The 16,020-nt window shown below is 71.8% G+C and carries 11 protein-coding genes and 2 pseudogenes; 5 read left to right on the forward strand and 8 right to left on the reverse strand.

The window, feature by feature from the left end; all coding sequences use genetic code 11:
• Nucleotides 1-18: 18 nt before the first annotated feature.
• Nucleotides 19-489 (forward strand): hypothetical protein, encoded by a 471-nt coding sequence (locus ACZ561_RS13930; protein ID WP_470993795.1) that lies wholly within the window; start codon nt 19-21, stop codon nt 487-489.
• A gap of 5 nt (nt 490-494) precedes the next feature.
• On the opposite strand, the gene ACZ561_RS13935 is transcribed toward ACZ561_RS13930, so the two are convergent.
• The gene (locus ACZ561_RS13935; RefSeq protein ID WP_470993798.1) at nt 495-917 is read right to left on the reverse strand and encodes a DUF350 domain-containing protein; all 423 of its coding nucleotides are present in this window, start codon (nt 915-917) and stop codon (nt 495-497) included.
• 187 nt (nt 918-1,104) lie between these two features.
• On the opposite strand from ACZ561_RS13935, the gene ACZ561_RS13940 reads away from it, so the two are divergent.
• Entirely contained in the window at nt 1,105-1,632 is a 528-nt protein-coding gene (locus ACZ561_RS13940; protein WP_470993800.1) for a DoxX family membrane protein, read from the forward strand.
• Between the two features lie 26 nt (nt 1,633-1,658).
• On the opposite strand, the gene ACZ561_RS13945 is transcribed toward ACZ561_RS13940, so the two are convergent.
• Entirely contained in the window at nt 1,659-2,813 is a 1,155-nt protein-coding gene (locus ACZ561_RS13945) for an N-acetylmuramoyl-L-alanine amidase (RefSeq protein WP_470993802.1), read from the reverse strand.
• A gap of 547 nt (nt 2,814-3,360) precedes the next feature.
• On the opposite strand from ACZ561_RS13945, the gene ACZ561_RS13950 reads away from it, so the two are divergent.
• Nucleotides 3,361-7,629, forward strand: a complete 4,269-nt coding sequence (locus ACZ561_RS13950) for a molybdopterin-dependent oxidoreductase (protein ID WP_470993805.1) — start codon at nt 3,361-3,363, stop codon at nt 7,627-7,629.
• A 24-nt stretch (nt 7,630-7,653) separates the two neighbouring features.
• Here the strand turns inward: ACZ561_RS13950 and ACZ561_RS13955 are convergent, their stop codons facing one another.
• The 3 genes from ACZ561_RS13955 to ACZ561_RS13965 form a co-directional block, all read right to left on the reverse strand.
• A complete protein-coding gene (locus ACZ561_RS13955; RefSeq protein WP_470993808.1) occupies nt 7,654-9,615 on the reverse strand; it encodes an ABC transporter permease in 1,962 nt (653 codons plus the stop codon).
• 96 nt (nt 9,616-9,711) lie between these two features.
• Nucleotides 9,712-10,503: a molybdate ABC transporter substrate-binding protein gene (gene modA, locus ACZ561_RS13960; protein ID WP_470993810.1), complete on the reverse strand. Its 792-nt coding sequence runs from the start codon at nt 10,501-10,503 to the stop codon at nt 9,712-9,714.
• Between the two features lie 97 nt (nt 10,504-10,600).
• Nucleotides 10,601-10,996, reverse strand: a complete 396-nt coding sequence (locus tag ACZ561_RS13965) for a TOBE domain-containing protein (RefSeq protein WP_376434190.1) — start codon at nt 10,994-10,996, stop codon at nt 10,601-10,603.
• 180 nt (nt 10,997-11,176) lie between these two features.
• Here ACZ561_RS13965 and ACZ561_RS13970 point away from each other — a divergent pair, with 180 nt between their 5' ends.
• Entirely contained in the window at nt 11,177-11,596 is a 420-nt protein-coding gene (locus ACZ561_RS13970; protein WP_470993815.1) for a TOBE domain-containing protein, read from the forward strand.
• Nucleotides 11,597-11,643: 47 nt separating this feature from the next.
• On the opposite strand, the pseudogene ACZ561_RS13975 reads toward ACZ561_RS13970, so the two are convergent.
• Both ACZ561_RS13975 and ACZ561_RS13980 read right to left on the reverse strand, forming a co-directional pair.
• Nucleotides 11,644-12,021, reverse strand: a pseudogene (locus ACZ561_RS13975) (molybdopterin-dependent oxidoreductase); the annotation flags it as partial.
• Nucleotides 12,004-12,758: pseudogene (locus ACZ561_RS13980) on the reverse strand (FAD binding domain-containing protein); the annotation flags it as partial. The pseudogenes ACZ561_RS13975 and ACZ561_RS13980, both read right to left, overlap by 18 nt.
• Before the next feature lie 230 nt (nt 12,759-12,988).
• Between ACZ561_RS13980 and ACZ561_RS13985 the strand changes: the two are divergent.
• A complete protein-coding gene (locus ACZ561_RS13985; protein WP_470993818.1) occupies nt 12,989-14,518 on the forward strand; it encodes a PucR family transcriptional regulator in 1,530 nt (509 codons plus the stop codon).
• A gap of 42 nt (nt 14,519-14,560) precedes the next feature.
• Here the strand turns inward: ACZ561_RS13985 and ACZ561_RS13990 are convergent, their stop codons facing one another.
• Nucleotides 14,561-15,769: an NAD(P)/FAD-dependent oxidoreductase gene (locus ACZ561_RS13990; protein WP_470993820.1), complete on the reverse strand. Its 1,209-nt coding sequence runs from the start codon at nt 15,767-15,769 to the stop codon at nt 14,561-14,563.
• Between the last annotated feature and the right edge of the window lie 251 nt (nt 15,770-16,020).

A 16,020-nucleotide genomic window follows, 5' to 3' on the forward strand; every position in this document is an offset into this window, starting at 1 on the left:
GGGTCCTACCGTGGGGGCATGACGACGAACCGGGGGACGTTCGAGGCGGCCACGGGGGACGGGCCGCCCCTGGACGAGGGAGAAAGGGAGCAGCGGTCACGGGAGGTGCGGGCCGCTTTCGACGGGCTGCTTCAGATCAGGCGGCTGACCGACCGGCAGGGCGGTGACCCGCTGGGTGTGCCCGCGGAGTGGGAGCTGAGGCAGCCGGTCCGGGCCGTGGCCCTCGCCCTGGAGGTGGCGAGGACGGCGGCCTCGGCGGTGGACGACACGGGCGCCCGGGTGGCGACCGGTTACCGGGTCACGGCCGGTGAACGGCCCGGAACCGCCGTCGTCGAATGGGTGGGCCCGCCCGGCGGCGGGGCCGCGCAGGAGGAGGAGGCCGCGCTCACCGCCTGCGTGCCCGTCCTGGAGCGGCTCGGCTGGGAGGCGCTGCTGTACCGGGGGCCACGCCGCAGGCGGTTCCTGGAGGTCGAGCCGATGGGGCGTTGAAGGGCTCAGGCGATGGACGCGGACACGATCGCGGAGACGGCGATGTTGCAGGAGGCCGTCACCCAGACCGCCGGATGCGGCTGGGGGTCGACGAGGGTGGCGCCCAGCTTCCCCGGCGTGACCAGATCCACGACCAGGAAGGCCACGGCCATCATCACCAGGCCCAGCAGACCGAACGCGGCCGTGGACGCGAGGCCCTTGCCGAAGTCGTCGTACGTCGTCCAGATCGAGGTGAAGACGATCCCGCCTATGCCGAGCAGGGCGGAGCTGAGCAGCATCGCGGCGTTGCGGTTCCGCTCCTCCCAGATCTGCCGGCCGAGCTTCCCCGGCGTCAGCAGGTCCACCAGGACGATGCCGAGGATCAGCAGCACCACGCCGAGTGCGCCGTAGGCGGTGGCCCGGCCGAGGCCGTTGACGATGTCGCTCATGGGTTGCCGGCTCCGAGAAGGAAGGATCGTGAATGATCGCGGTCAAGGACCGGCAAAATGTAGCGCATACGCCGAGGCCCCCAGCCGGGCGGGACATGACCCGAGTGGAGCAACAACACAGAGGGCCCGGCGCGTGTGGCGGCGAGAGTGGAAGGTGACCGACCTTCGGCTGCCCCGGGAGACTCCGATGACCACCCTGAACCGACGCGACCTCGGGCTTCTCGTACTGCGGGTGGGGACCGGCGCCGTCCTCGCCGCGCACGGAACCCAGAAGCTCTTCGGCTGGTTCGGCGGCGGTGGCATCGAGGGCACCGCACAGGGGATGGCGGCCATGGGCTTCTCGCCGCCCCGTGAGAGCGCGATCGCCGCGGGCCTCGGCGAGGCAGGCGGCGGTGCGCTGCTCGCCCTGGGCCTGGCCACCCCGGCAGCCGGCGCCGCCGCGGCCGGAGCCATGGCGGGCGCGGTCGCCGTGCATCTGCCCGCCGGCTTCTTCGCCCAGTCCGGCGGCTTCGAGTACCCGGCCTTCCTCGGTTACACCGCGGCCGGCATCGGCATCGCGGGCGCCGGGCGCTACTCTCTCGACCACGCCACCGGTCACGTCCTCGACCGGCCCTGGGTGGTCGCCACCGCCTTCCTCGCCAGCGCCCTGGCGGCGGCCGCCGTGGTCGGCCGTCGCGCCCAGGCCAAGGATGACGCGCCCGAACCGGACGCGTAGCCCAGGGGTTTTCGACGGCCTGGTCCTCAGTCCGCCTGCGCCGCCGTGGCGAGCGCGCGGACCGCTGTCAGGTCGGCGTACAGATTGTTGCCGGGGCACTCGGTCGGGTACCCGTCGCGGTGGCCCGAGATGCGGTTCACGACGGCCTTCTGCCCCTTGACGAACCTGCCGTTGTCGTTGGCCGCGGTGAGTTCGCCCGTGCCGGCGGCGTCGTACCCGTAGAGGCCGAGCTTCCAGGCCGCGACCCCGGCGACCGCTGCGAGGACGGGCTGCGGGGTGGTCGCGGTGTTGTAGTTGCCGAGGACGGCGACGCCGGCCGTGTCCGTGTTGAGGCCATAGGTATGTGCTCCGACGACCGGCTCGTCGATGCCGCCCGCGCGGCCCTCGAAGACCGTGCCGCACTTGTCGACGAGGAAGTGGTAGCCGATGTCGTTCCAGCCCTGACCCTGCACGTGGTACAGGAAGATGGCGCGGATGATGTCGGCGGACTGCGCACAGGTGTAGTCGTTGGTGCCCGCCGTGTGATGCATGAACACCACCTTCGTGTCCGTCGTGTACTTCGCCCGGCTCAGGACCAGCGACTCGTCGGCACCCCAGCCCGCGCGCGGGACGACGACCGGCTCCGGAGCCGTACTGTCGGTGGCGTCGGACGTGGCGGCGTCGGCCGCGGGGCCGTCCGACGTGGCCTCGGCCGCAGCGCTCTCCGGGTCCACCAGCTCCACCCGCAGTCCGGCCGGCAGCCTCGACGCACCGCTGTGCCCCGTCACCCTGACCTGCACACCGTCGGACGACCCCGCCCACAGCGGCTGCGTTCCCGCACGCATCCCGTCGACCCACGCCCCGGCGCCCGCCTCGATCTCGGGCGTACGCACGTCGAGTTCGAGGTCACGCCAGCCCGACCACACGCCGGTGACACTGTCGCGGGTACGGACCTGCGCCGTGCCGCCGAGCTCCGCACGCGAGTCCGCCCAGGTGACGCCGACCATGCTGAACGGCTCCGTGCGCCGAGCCGGCAGTGCGCGCCGGCCGGGATCGGAGCCGTACAGCGCGATGCTCCGCACGCCGTCCGGAAGCTGCGTCGCCGTGGGTGCCGTCGGGGAGGTGGCACCGAGGGTGGCGAGGGTGACGGCGGTCGCCGCCGCGACCCGGGCGGTGCGGCGGAAGAGGTGCGGGTTGTTCACTGGGCTCCTTCAGGGGCTGTGGACGCTTCGGGGGAGTGCCACTGATGCACGTGGTCCGCCGCTCGCCGGGTACGTCGTCACGCTTGCTGCCGAGGTGAATGCGCCAGGGTTGTACGCCCTTGGATTCGACGCGTGCCAGGCTACGAAAAGGTAGGACATGGCGACCTCGATCGCCTCGATCGGGGCAGCAGAATGCCCTGAATGCCTGAGCGGTTGACGAGGTATCAACTCCGCGGTGAAGAATCCCTCCGGCACGAGCGGCACACCTTTGACGAGGTCGCTCTCCCGTATGCGGAAGGAAGCCCGACGGGTTCCGCCCGGAGGTGTTCCGTTCGAGGTCAGCCCTATCGCGACCGGCCGCGGTGCGCCCGCGCCGACGCGTCGGTTCGCCGTTCCGGGGCTCGTGCCGTGGGCCGGAGGGCCGGCTCACAGTCCCGGGGCGCTTCCGGTGCGGGCGGCGTAACGCCTGGTGGCGCAGCCGGTCACGGTCGGGCAACAGGGGCTTCATAGGGTGGGCGGCGACGGGCACGACCCGCGCGGGTGGCCGATGAGCTCCCCGCCGGGGCCGTCGAACGACGATCTGAGGGGCGTTCCTGTGGCGGAGACGACGGCTGTGAACGAGCGGGTGCGGACGGTCTGCTCGTACTGCGGGGTCGGCTGCGGGATCGTGCTGGACATCGCCGAGGGCCCCGACGGCCGACGTACGGTCGCCAAGGCATCCGGCGACAAGGAGCATCCGGCCAACGGCGGACGGCTGTGCACCAAGGGCGCCACCCACGCCGACATGCTGGCCGCCCCGGGCCGGCTGACCACCGCGCGGATCCGCGGCGACCGGGGCGCCGAGCCCGAGGCCGTGGACGTCGACACGGCCGTCATCAGGACCGCCAGGGGCCTTCGCGCGATCCTCGAGGAACACGGCCCCGACGCACTCGCGCTCTACGTCTCCGGTCAGATGTCGCTGGAGGCGCAGTACCTGGCCAACAAGCTGGCCAAGGGGTTCATCCGCACCAACCGGATCGAGTCCAACTCCCGGCTCTGCATGGCGAGCGCCGGAACCGGCTACAAGCTGTCGCTCGGCGCCGACGGGCCGCCCGGCTCGTACGAGGACTTCGACCGGGCGGACGTCTACCTCGTCATCGGCGCCAACATGGCCGACTGCCATCCGATCCTCTTCCTGAGGATGATGGACCGGGTCAAAGCCGGTGGCGCCAAGCTGATCGTGGTCGATCCCCGGCGCAACGCCACCGCGGACAAGGCCGACCTGTTCCTGCAGATCCGTCCGGGCACCGACCTGGCCCTGCTCAACGGCCTGCTGCACCTGCTGGTCGAAGGCGGCTGGATCGACCCGGACTTCATCGCCGAGTACACCGAGGGCTGGGAGGCGATGCCCGACTTCCTCGCGGACCACCCGCCCGCGAAGGTCGCCGAGATCACCGGCATACCGGAAGCCGACATCCGGCGGGCCGCCCGGTTGATCGGCGAAGCCGGCGAGTGGATGAGCTGCTGGACCATGGGCCTCAACCAGTCCACCCACGGAACCTGGAACACGAACGCCCTGGTCAACCTCCACCTGGCCACCGGCGCGATCTGCCGACCCGGCAGTGGCCCGTTCTCCCTCACGGGCCAGCCGAACGCCATGGGCGGCCGCGAGATGGGATACATGGGGCCGGGCCTGCCAGGGCAGCGCTCGGTGCTGGTCGAGGAGGAACGCCGCTTCGTCGAGGACCTCTGGGGAGTGCCGGAGGGCACCCTGCGCACCGACGTCGGCCGCGGCACGGTCGAGATGTTCGAGAAGATGGCGGCCGGCGAGATCAAGGCGTGCTGGATCATCTGCACGAACCCGGTCGCCTCTGTCGCCAACCGGCGCACCGTGATCGAGGCGCTGGAGACGGCCGAACTGGTCATCACCCAGGACGTGTTCGCCGAGACGGAGACCAACGCCTACGCCGACATCTCGCTCCCCGCCACGCTCTGGGCGGAGTCCGACGGGGTGATGATCAACTCCGAGCGGAACCTCACCCTCGTCCAGGGCGCCGTCGACCCACCCGGGCAGGCGCTGCCGGACTGGCAGCTCATCGCCCGTGTCGCCTGTGAGATGGGCTTCGCCGACGCGTTCACGTACGCGTCCGCAGAGGAGGTGTTCGAGGAGCTCCGGCGGGCATGGAACCCGAAGACAGGATGGGATCTGCGGGGCGTCACCTACGCGCGGCTGCGTGGCGCTCCGGTGCAGTGGCCCGCGGCGGCCGTGGACGGTCCTGAGCGCAACCCGATCCGCTACGTGAACGACGGCGTCAGCATGCCCCTGGTCGAGCGCTTGGACGGCAGCCGGCCCCGCCTGGTCTTCCCGACCGCGTCCGGGCGGGCGTCGTTCTTCGCCCGCCCGTATCTGCCCGCCGCCGAACTCCCGGACGACGACTACCCCTTCGTCCTCAACACCGGTCGGCTGCAGCACCAGTGGCACACCCTGACCAGGACCGGAAAGGTCGAAAAACTCAACAAGCTCAACCCCGGCCCCTTCGTCGAACTCCATCCGCAGGACGCCACCGCGCTCGGCATCGTGGACGGCGACGGCGTCGAGGTGGCCTCGCGGCGTGGCCGGGCGGTGCTGCCCGCGGTCGTCACCGACAGGGTCCGTCCCGGCGACTGCTTCGCGCCGTTCCACTGGAACGACCTGTTCGGGGAGTACCTCAGCGTCAACGCCGTCACCAACGACGCCGTCGACCCGCTCTCCTTCCAGCCCGAGTTCAAGGTCTGCGCGGTGACCCTCACCAAGACGACGGCACCGCGCCCCGTAACGGGTCCGGCAGCCGCCCAGCCGGTCACCGGCAGTCTGCGGGGCGCCGCGCTCGAAGGCCACGCGCCAGGGACCCTGCTGACCTCGGCACACACGGAGCAGGCTTCGACTGCTTCGCCGGTGGCCGCCATCGCCGGCCTGCTCGGTCTGACCGACCTGACTCCTCCGGACCTCACGGACCACGAGCGCCGCTACCTGGCCGGATTCCTCGCCGGGGTCGCCGCCGCCCCGCCCGGGACGGCCGTGCCGACGCTCCCCGCCGACGCCCCGTTCGAGGCGCCGAACGCGCTCTGGGTCGAGGGCCTGCTGGCAGGTACGTTCTCCCGGTCTCCGGGGCCGTCGACGATGCTGCCGGCGGCGCGGCCGGGCGATCCGGTGCCGAGCACCGCAGCGAGCGAGCACACGCGGCAGATCGTCGTCCTCTGGGCGTCCCAGACGGGCAACGCGGAGGCGTACGCCTCCACCATCGGCGCCCGCCTGGCCGACGCCGGCCGTCCGGTGGCCGTACACAGCATGGCGGACCGGACTCCCGCGGCCCTGTCGTCCGGCACGGACGTGCTGGTGGTCACCAGCACGTTCGGAGACGGTGACGCCCCGGACAACGGTTCGGGCTTCTGGCAGACCCTGAGCGCCACCGACGCGACCCCCTTGCAGGACGTCCGGTACGCGGTGCTCGCCTTCGGCGACTCCGCCTATGACGACTTCTGCGGCCACGGCCGCCGTCTCGACGAGCGCCTCGCCGAACTCGGAGCCGTACGACTCCTGCCACGCGTCGACTGCGAGCCGGACTACGACGAGCCCGCGGGACAGTGGCTGGACCGCGTGATCCCCGCCCTCGCGAGCCCCGCAGCGCCGACGGTCACGTCGATCGCCGTCGGGGAGCGGGTGGTTCCCTCGCCGCAGCCGAGCAAGGCCGACCCGTACCTCGCCCGGCTGTCCGGCAATCAGCTGCTCAGCCTGCCCGGAGCGGGCAAGGAGATCCGCCGGTTCACCTTCGACCTCGGCGAGAGCGGGGTGGTGTACGAGGCGGGTGACGCCCTCGGCATATGGCCGGTCAACTGCCCGGAGCTGGTGGCGGAGTGGCTTGCCGTCACCGGTCTCTCCCCGGACGCCGAGGTCGTTCTGCCGGGTTCGGAGCCGATGCCGTTCGCGCAGGCGCTCCACCGCCACCTGGACATCACCCGCATCACGGCCGACCTGCTGCGTCTGGCAACCGAGCGCACCGGCGCCCGCCTGCTCAGGCAGCTGACGCGGCCGGACAACAAGGACGGCCTCGCGCGGTGGACCTGGGGCCGGCAGGCCGTCGACGTCGTCGCCGAGTTCCCGGTCCGCCTCAGCGCCCAGGAGTGGACGGAGCGGCTCAAGCGGCTGCAACCGCGGCTCTACTCGATCTCCTCGAGCCCCCTCGCCACCCCGCGCGAGGTCGGCCTGACCGTTTCCGTGCTCCGCTACGAGGGCCCGTCGGGCCGGCGGCGCAAGGGAGTCGCGTCGACCTTCCTCGCGGATGCCGAACCTGGCGGCGAGGTGCCGCTGTTCGTCCAGCGCTCGGCGCAGTTCCGCCCTCCGGCGGACCCGGGCACCCCCGCGATCATGGTCGGCCCGGGCACCGGCATAGCCCCCTTCATGGGATTCCTGGAGCAGCGCCGAGCCCTCGGACACCACGGCGGCAACTGGCTGTTCTTCGGTGAACAGCACCAGGCCACCGACTTCTACTACAGGCAGGAGCTGGAGGAGTTCCACCGGCAGGGCACGTTGAGCCGCCTCGATCTGGCCTTCTCCCGCGACCAGCGGGCCAAGATCTACGTCCAGGACAGGATGCGCGAGCACGGTGCTCAGCTGTGGTCCTGGCTTCAGGACGGCGCTCACTTCTACGTCTGCGGCGACGCGAGCCGGATGGCCAAGGACGTCGACCGCGCGCTGCGCGAGATCGCCATGGCCCAGGGCGGGCTCAGCGAGGACGCGGCCGCCGTGTATGTGAAGCAGCTCGCCGCCGACCAGCGCTACTGCCGTGACGTGTACTGACACCGGCCGGTGGGCGCCCGCCCGTCAGAGGGTCACGGCGGTCACTTCGGTCGCCTTGACGCTGGTCCACACGGCCGTGCCGTCGGCGAGGCCGAGTTCGGCCGCCGCCTGGGGGGTGATCTCGGCGACGAGGTCGGGGGCCTCGCCGGAGGTGATCAGTACCCGGAGGCGGCTGCCGGACGAGGTGATCTCCCGTACCGTGCCGGGCCAGACGTTGCGCGGGCTTCCGCCGGGCCTGTCGCGGTGCACGGACACGGCCTCGGGCGCGATGATCGCCAGCACGTCGGTGCCCGCGGGCAGCGCCTCCGCGATCACCAGCCGCCCACCGCCCGCGAGTTCGAGGCCGTCCGCGGTGACCGACCCCGGCCAGGCGTTCCTCCCCAGCATCCGGGCCACCCACGGTGAGCGGGGGTGGCGGGTGACCTCGGCGGGCGAGGCGTCCTGGAGGGTGCGTCCGTCGTCGAGCACGAGGACCCGGTCGGCGAGGGAGACGGCCTCGACGGGGTCGTGGGTGACGATCAGACAGACGCCGCCGAAGCCGTCGAGGTGCCGGCGCAGGGTGTGTCGGACATGGGCGCGGGTGGTCTGGTCGAGGGCCGCGAGCGGTTCGTCGAGGAGCAGCAGCCGGGGGCGGGCGGCGAGCGCCCGGGCCAGGGCGACGCGCTGGGCCTGGCCGCCGGAGAGCTGAGCCGGCCGGCGGCGCGCGAGATGGCCGACGCCCAGCCGGTCGAGCCACTGCTGTGCCTCGCGGCGCGCCTCGGCGCGGGAGACGCCGTGGGCGCGCAGGCCGTACGCGGTGTTGGCGAGAGCCGTCAGGTGGGGGAAGAGGGCGCCGTCCTGGGGGACCCAGGCGACTCCCCGGCGGTGCGGCGGTCGCGCGGTGACGTCGGTGTCGCCGAGGCGGACGGTGGCGTGGGCGCGGGGGGTGAGGCCGAGGAGGGCGCGCAGGAGCGTGGTCTTGCCCGCGCCGTTGGCGCCGACGACGGCGATCGTGGTGCCCGGCTCGGCGTCCAGGGTCAGTTCGGTGAAGCCGGTGACCCGGGCGCGAAGGCGCCAGTGGTCCTGCGCAGCCGGCGGTTCGGGCTCGGCGGGCGGCGTCGCGGTGGCCGGGTCCGGCTCGTCCGCCGCGGGGGTGGCACGGTGGCCGCGGTCGCTCGGCGTTCCGGTCCAGCGGCCGCGGAGCGCGATCAGGACGAGCATGGCGATGACGAGCAGCAGGAGCGAGACGGACGTCGCGGCCTCCGGCTCCTCCTGCAGCAGCAGATAGACCTGGAGGGGCAGGGTCTGGGTGGTGCCGGGGAGATTGCCGGCGAAGGTGATCGTGGCGCCGAACTCGCCCAGTGCCCGCGCCCAGGTGAGGGCGGCGCCCGCGATCAGCCCCGGTGCCACCATGGGCATCGTCACGGTGAAGAACACGCGCAGCGGCGACGCACCCAGCGAGGCGGCTGTCTCCTCGTAACGGGGACGGAGTCCGCCGAGCGCTCCTTCGAGGCTGATGACGAGGAAGGGCATGGCCACGAAGGTCGCGGCGAGCACCGCGCCCGAGGTGTGGAACGGCAGGGTGATGCCGAACGTGTTCTCCAGCCAGGGGCCGAGCAGGCCGCGCCTGCCGAACGCCAGCAGCAGGGCGACACCGCCGACGGTGGGCGGCAGGACCATCGGCAGCAGGACGAGGGAACGGACGAAGGCCTTGCCCGTGAAGTCCACCCGGGCCAGCAGCCAGGCCAACGGCACACCGAGGACCAGGGACAGACCGAGGGCCCAGAGCGAGACCACGAGCGAAAGCCGCAGCGCCTGGGTGGTGCCCGGGCTGGTCAGATGCGAGCCGAGCTCGCCCCAGGAGGTCCGGGCGAGGATCCCGATCAGGGGGAGCAGCAGGAAAGCGACGGCCAGCAGCGCGGGGATCGCCAGGGCGAGGGGTGCGCGGGCCCGCGTGGCACGCGGCCTCTCCGCCGACGTCGGCGGGCGGGGGCGGAGGCGCTTCATCGAGGGTTCCCGTGCTCGGAGGAGGGGGCATGGAGCTGTACCGGGGCTGCCCGGCCCCCCGGCCCCGGGCAGCCCCAGTAGGCGGGCATGGTGCGGTTACGGCTGCTGGAAGCCGGCGTCCCGGAGGATCTTCTGCGCCTCGGGCGTGCTCAGCCAGGCGACGAACGCGGCGGCGGCCTCGGAGTTCTTCGACGCCTTGAGCGTGGCGGCGGGGTACTCGGCGATCGCGTTCTGGGCGTCGGGGATCTCGACGGCGTCGACCTTGTCGGCGGACTTCTCGGCGTCGGTCCTGTAGACGAGGCCGGCGTCGGCCTCGCCCAGTTCGACCTTGCTCAGGACGGCCCGGACGTTGGGCTCCTGGGAGACCGGCTTCACCGTGATCTTCTGGGCGTCCAGGATCTTCTTGCTGTAGCGGCCGGCCGGGACCTCGGGCGCGGCGAGCACGACCTTCAGCTGGGTGTCGCCGAGGTCCTTCAGCTCGTCGACCTTCTTCGGGTTGCCCTCGACGGTCGCGATCACCAGACGGTTCCTGGCGATGACGGTGGGCGTGCCGGTGTCGGCCTTCAGCCCGTCCATCGTCTTGGTGTCGGCGGTGACCAGCGCGTCGGCGGGGGCGCCCTGCTTGACCTGGGCGGCCAGCTCCTGCGAGCCGGCGAAGGAGAAGGTCACCTTGGTGCCGGGGTGCGCCTTCTCGTAGGCGGCGCCCGCGGTCTTGAAGACGTCCGTCAGGGAGGCGGCGGCCAGGACCGTCAGGTCGGCCTTCGGGGCGCCGGACCCCGTGGCCTTGGCGCCGGAGTCCTTGGTGTCGTTGCCGCAGGCGGCCAGCGGTACGAGCAGGGCGGCCGTCAGGACGGCAGCGGCGCGGCGTCTCGTGAACGTGAGAGACATGAGGGTGGTTCTCCTGGGGCTGTGGTCGGCAAAGCCGTCCGGGCGAATGGTGGTGAGCCGCGCCCGTGACGGTGGCGCCGCTTGTATGCGTGAGGGGTCAGGTGCGGTCGATGTGCACGCTGGTCGACTTCACGCGGGCGGTGGCCTGCATGCCGACTTCGAGTCCCAGCTCCTCGACGGCCTCCCTGGTCAGCAGGGACACCAGCCGGTGGGGACCCGCCTGGATCTCCACCTGCGCGGCGACGTCACCGAGCTTGACCGCGGTGACGATGCCGGGGAAGGCGTTGCGGGCGGAGGTGTACGAGGCGTCCTCGTCGCCGCTTCCGCCCTGGCCGACCTCGATGGAGAAGGCGGCCAGATCACGGCCGTCGATGAGGCGGCGCCCGCTCTCGTCGCGATGGGTCGCGACCCGGCCGGCGTCGGCCCAGCGGCGGGCGGTGTCGGGGCTGACGCCGAGCAGACGCGCCGCCTGTCCGATGGTGTAGGACTGCATAAGCGCCACCGTAGGAGCCCGAGCCTCTCAAATGCAACTGATTCGTGGATTCCTCACGGCAGATGCCAACCCAGTTGGAGAAAGGGCCAAGCCTGCGGAGAGATGAACGACGCGCGGGACTACAGTGCTGCGCAGAGTGGGATCAAATCGACATTTCAGAGCAAAGCGGGGCATCACTTCATGAGTCTCAGCATGCGCAATCAGCTGCCCGGCACCGTCACGTCGGTCACCACCGGCGAAGCCATGGCGACCGTCAAGGTCCGCCTCGACGGTGGTCAGAACATCACCGCCGCCATCACGGCCGACGCCGTCAGGGATCTCCGTCTCGGCGAGGGCGCGGCGGTGCGCATCCTGGTGAAGTCCACCGAGGTGGCTCTGGCCACCGGACCCGTGGAGGGGCTCAGCATCCGCAATCAGCTGCCCGGCACGGTGAGCGAGGTGTCGACCGGTGGCGCGATGGCCGGCGTCAAGGTGGACGTCGAAGGAGGCACTCTGACCGCGGCCATCACCAAGGACGCCGTCGCGGACCTCGGCCTCGTGGCCGGCACCTCGGTCGTGGCGCTCGTCAAGGCCACCGAGATCTCGCTCGCCGGCGCCTGACGGATCCTCAACAGATCCGCCCGCGTGTGCGGGGGCACTGCTGTCTCTCAGGGCGCGTCGTCCGGCACGCGGCACGTGCCGATCCAGACGCTGGTGACGGCGCTGATGTAACGGGCGCCGCAGTGGTCGGTGGGGACGACGAGCTGGCAGCCCGCCTCGTCGAGCTCGGTCCCGTCCATGCGGGTGGCGAGCAGGATCGGACCGTTCCCGAAATCGGTGTCGAACTCCGCCCACGAGAGCACCGCGTGGTGTCCGTCCCCGTCGGTGAACGCCACCAGGAACCGAGCGCGCTCCTTGCGCCGGCGGGGATCGAAGGACGGTGTCACCGCTTCCATCACCTCCCGCAGGAGCGGGCCACGGAACCGGTGCTCCTGCGGGCCGCTGGTCGCACAGTCGAACGTCACCGTCGCCTCGTGCTGACCCCAGTCGAACCACTCGTGATCGGCCACGGCCGAGTCGATCGAGCCCCGGAGGGCGTCCGCGGTCGGCGGGAGCGGGAACCAGAGGCGGAAGGGCCTGGTCGTGGCCGCGGTGACGGTGACGGTGACGGCCAGCGACCCGTCCCGCGGGTCGAGCGCGCCGATGACCAGGGCCCCTGAGCGTCCCAGACCGTAGAGCGACGCCTGGCGGAACGCCGTCCGACCGTTCAGGCCGGCGGCCGGAATCGTGATCGACCGCAGCAGTTCGCCCTCGGCGAGGTCCTTGCGCCCCGCGCCCGTGACGAAGTCCGCCACCTTCCTGCGGCGCAGCGAACCACCCTGGCCGAGCAGCAGGCATTCCCCGTCGAGGGCCGCCGTCAGCGAGATCATCGGTCCGGCGGGCAGTCCGTTGCACAGGTTCCCGCCGACGGTCGCCATGTTCCAGATCGTGAACGAGGCGAGGAACGCCCGGCACGACTGCTCGACGAGGAGCGCCGCGGCGGCCGGGAGCGTACGGCGTAGCGGTACAGCCGCGCGACCGTGCAGGTGGCCGCGATCTCCAGTGACCCGTCCGGATGCCGTACGAGCGGTTCCCGGCCCATACGGCTCAGATCGATCAGCCGACGGATGTGCGGCTGCGGCTCCGAGAAGAGATAGGTCCCACCGCCGAGCCAGGCGTCCCCCGGCCGCCAGGTCTCGCGACGGCGAGCGTCGCGTACGTCGAGCACCGTGTTCAGATCCATGTCGCCCCATGCCCTTTCGGCCACTTGCCTTCCGCCAGTGGAACCCGCGCGCCGGGGCGCAAACGACTGGTTGCGCACACGGAATGCACCACCGGGCCAAGGCAGGGATTGGTTGATCAACCAAGAGGCGTCTTCCTGAATCGCCTTAGCATTTACGATGCATGAACACATTCTTGCCTTGCTAATGTGAGGCACATGGATCGACCTGGGGTCGCGCAGGGAGGCAGCGCATGCACGTCGGACACCTCCTCCAACTGGACAGCCTTCGTCTCGCCCTGCTCTGGGGTGACGAAGGCCTTCTCGGTCACGAGATCAGCGGAGTGACAGCCACTGATCTGGAGGACCCCGCCCGCTTCCTCCAGCCGGGCGAGATCGTCCTGAGCGGGCTGGTGTGGTGGAACCAGGACGACAGCCGCGCCAGGACCGACCGGTTCGTCGCCGCGCTCCGCTCCTCCGGCGCCGCCGCGCTCCTGGCCGGCGAGGAGACGCACGGCACGGTCCCCGCCGATCTCGTCGCCGCCTGCGAGGCGCACCGCATACCGCTGCTCGCCGTGCCGTCGCAGACGACGTTCCGAGCGGTGACCGAGGCCGTGTACCTGCGGCAGTGGGGCGATCTCAGCCGCCGCCCCACCCTCCATCACGCCCTCCCGGAGAACGTGCGCAACGACCTGAGCCGAGTGCTCGAACGCGGGCCCACACCGGCAGAGCTCCTTGACCGCGCCTTCGCGCACCTCGGAACACCTCCCTGCCATCTGCTGACCAGCAGCGGCCGGACCGTCGCGCGAACCGCGTCCGCCCCCGAACTGACGGCCCACCAGGCCGCGAGCAGCCTCCACGACACAACGGGCACGACCCTGAGGGCCGGGACGGGCGGCACACCGTTCGACGCCTGGCACCTCTACCTCCCCGCCGAGGCCACGACACCGCCGCGCGTCCTGCACGAGATCGCCGAGGTCATGGCCCAGTACCGGGACCACCACGACCGCCGGCGGAGGGCGGAACGAGAGGCCGCCGACACGCTCGTCGGCCTGATCGACACCCCCGCGCCCGACGCCACCGCCGTGGACGGTGCGCTCCGCGCCTGCGGCCTATCGTCTCGGGACACGCGGTACCGCGTACTCGTCGCCTCGATGGACGACGCCGACGGCGACGCGACCGCGGCCGACGCGCTCACCGAGGCACTGAGCCACCTCGCGCCCGCCTTCGCGGTCGGCACCGGGCCCGGTGGCGAAGCCATCGGCGTACTCGAAGCCACCGCGGACGACGGGACGAGCAGCCGACTGGCGGACCTCTGGCCCCTCCTGGCCGGCTGCCGTCCACAAGGGGCGACCGCTCTGCGCGCCGGCGTCAGCGCATCCGTACCGCACGCCGACGGCCTACGACGAGCCCTTGAACAGGCGCGCTACGCGGCGGCCGCCGCCAGGTCGGGAGGAGCGGGGGAGGCGCGGGTGAGGGGGGTGGAGGAACTGGACACCGTCGAGGCACTGTTGGCCGGGGTCCCCGCAGACGTCAAGGCCGTGTACAGCACCAAGACCCTGGGCCCGCTCCTGGACGGTGCCGGCGCCTCCCACCGCGTCCTCCTGGAGACCCTGGAGGTGTTCCTCGGCCTCAACTGCTCCTGGGCGCGGACCGCCGAGACCCTCAACCTGCACGTGAACACGGTCCACTACCGGATCCAGCGCATCGAGGCCCTCACCGGACGCGACCTCTCCCGACTCGACCACAAACTCGATCTGCGCGCCGCGCTCCTGTGCCGCTGACCGCCGGTGGCGGGCGAGGTCCGGCGCGCGCGGTGAGGCGGCTCAGCCCGCCGCGGGTGTCAGGGCCGGGTCGGAGAAGAACTCCGAGGGAGTGGTCACCCCGGCGACCACCCGGGCGAAGCCGTCCATCGTCTCCTGCTGTTGCGCGATGGCACCGAACACCTGCTGCATCTCAGGAGTCGGCGGATCGAGACGGGCGAAGTCGGCGGTGAACTCGTACATCTCCCGTACGCGCCCGTCGCGGGCCTCCTGGTAGTCCCGCATGGCCTCCTCGAAGGGGCGCTGTCCGGTGAGGGTCTCGTCGACGGCCCGGGCGCACAGTTCCGCGTCCTGGAAGGCGTCCTGGATGCCCTGAGCGGTGATGAAGTCCTTGAGGTAGCCGGCGTCCCCCACCAGGGCCCAGCCCGGTCCGTACGGTGTGCGGAAGTAGTTCGGGACCGCGGTCCCGACGAAGCGTTCGACTCGGGTGGCCGACGCGATCCGTTCGGCCAGGGCGGGAGCCAGGGCGACGGTGGCCAGGTACTCGCCCTCGGCGTCGGTCCGGTTCGCCTCGAACTCGCGCATGGGCCAGCCGCAGATGAGCAGGGTCAGGCCGTCGTTGGTGGGCCAGCCCGCGAACCCCCGGTCGGGCCGCAGGAACGCCTCGAACGTGTCGAAGCCGAGCCCCGACCAGTAGGTGTAGTAGCTGGCCTGCAGCTTCGGTTTCTCGGCGTAGGAGGCGGCTCCGACGGTCCGCGCGACGAGCGAGTGGGCGCCGTCCGCGCCGATCACCACCCGGGCGTGCTCCGTCACCCGGGGGCTGTCGTGCTCGCGTCCCCGGATCCCCGTCACGGTACTGCCCGCGCTTTCACCCCCGTTCACCAGCTCCTCGACGGAGAACCCCTCGCGCACCTCGGCGCCCGCCGCCACGGCGGCATCCACGAGGATCTTGTCCAGGATCGTGCGGCGCGGCGCGTACGAGCCGGCGAAACCGCACCCGGCCGGGGAACCGGCCAGGGTGACCGGCCCGAGGTCGAAGGAGTACGTGGTGATCATCGGCAGATCGCCGGCGGTCACCCGGCTCAGGAGGCCCCAGCGGTCCAGCGCCGCCAGGCCCGGCGGATGGATCAGGTGCGTGGAGACGGTGTCGCTCGGGAAATGGGCCCGGTCCAGCAGGAGGACCCGGTGGCCCTGTCGTGCCAGCAGCATCGCGGTCGGCGCACCGGCGCAGCGCGCTCCGACCACAATGGCGTCGTAGGTCTTGTTGGGCATGGCGTCACCTGATGGTTGCTGTACTTCCACGCTATCCCCGGGCCCGGGCCGGCGCGTCCGGAAGGTGACCGAGCCGGCAAGGTCCCAGGTCAGCCACCGGACGTCACCGGCATCAGCCGCGCAGTGCGGAGGGGAGGATCCCTGTGCAGGACGAGCGGGGCGCGGGGTGGAACGCCCCGTCCGACGGTGCGTTCCGGCCCGTCCGGGAGGACGGCTTCCTGCGGCCGCCGCGACACCGCGCGCTGTCCGGG

The organism is Streptomyces sp. NPDC039609, from assembly GCF_055596705.1.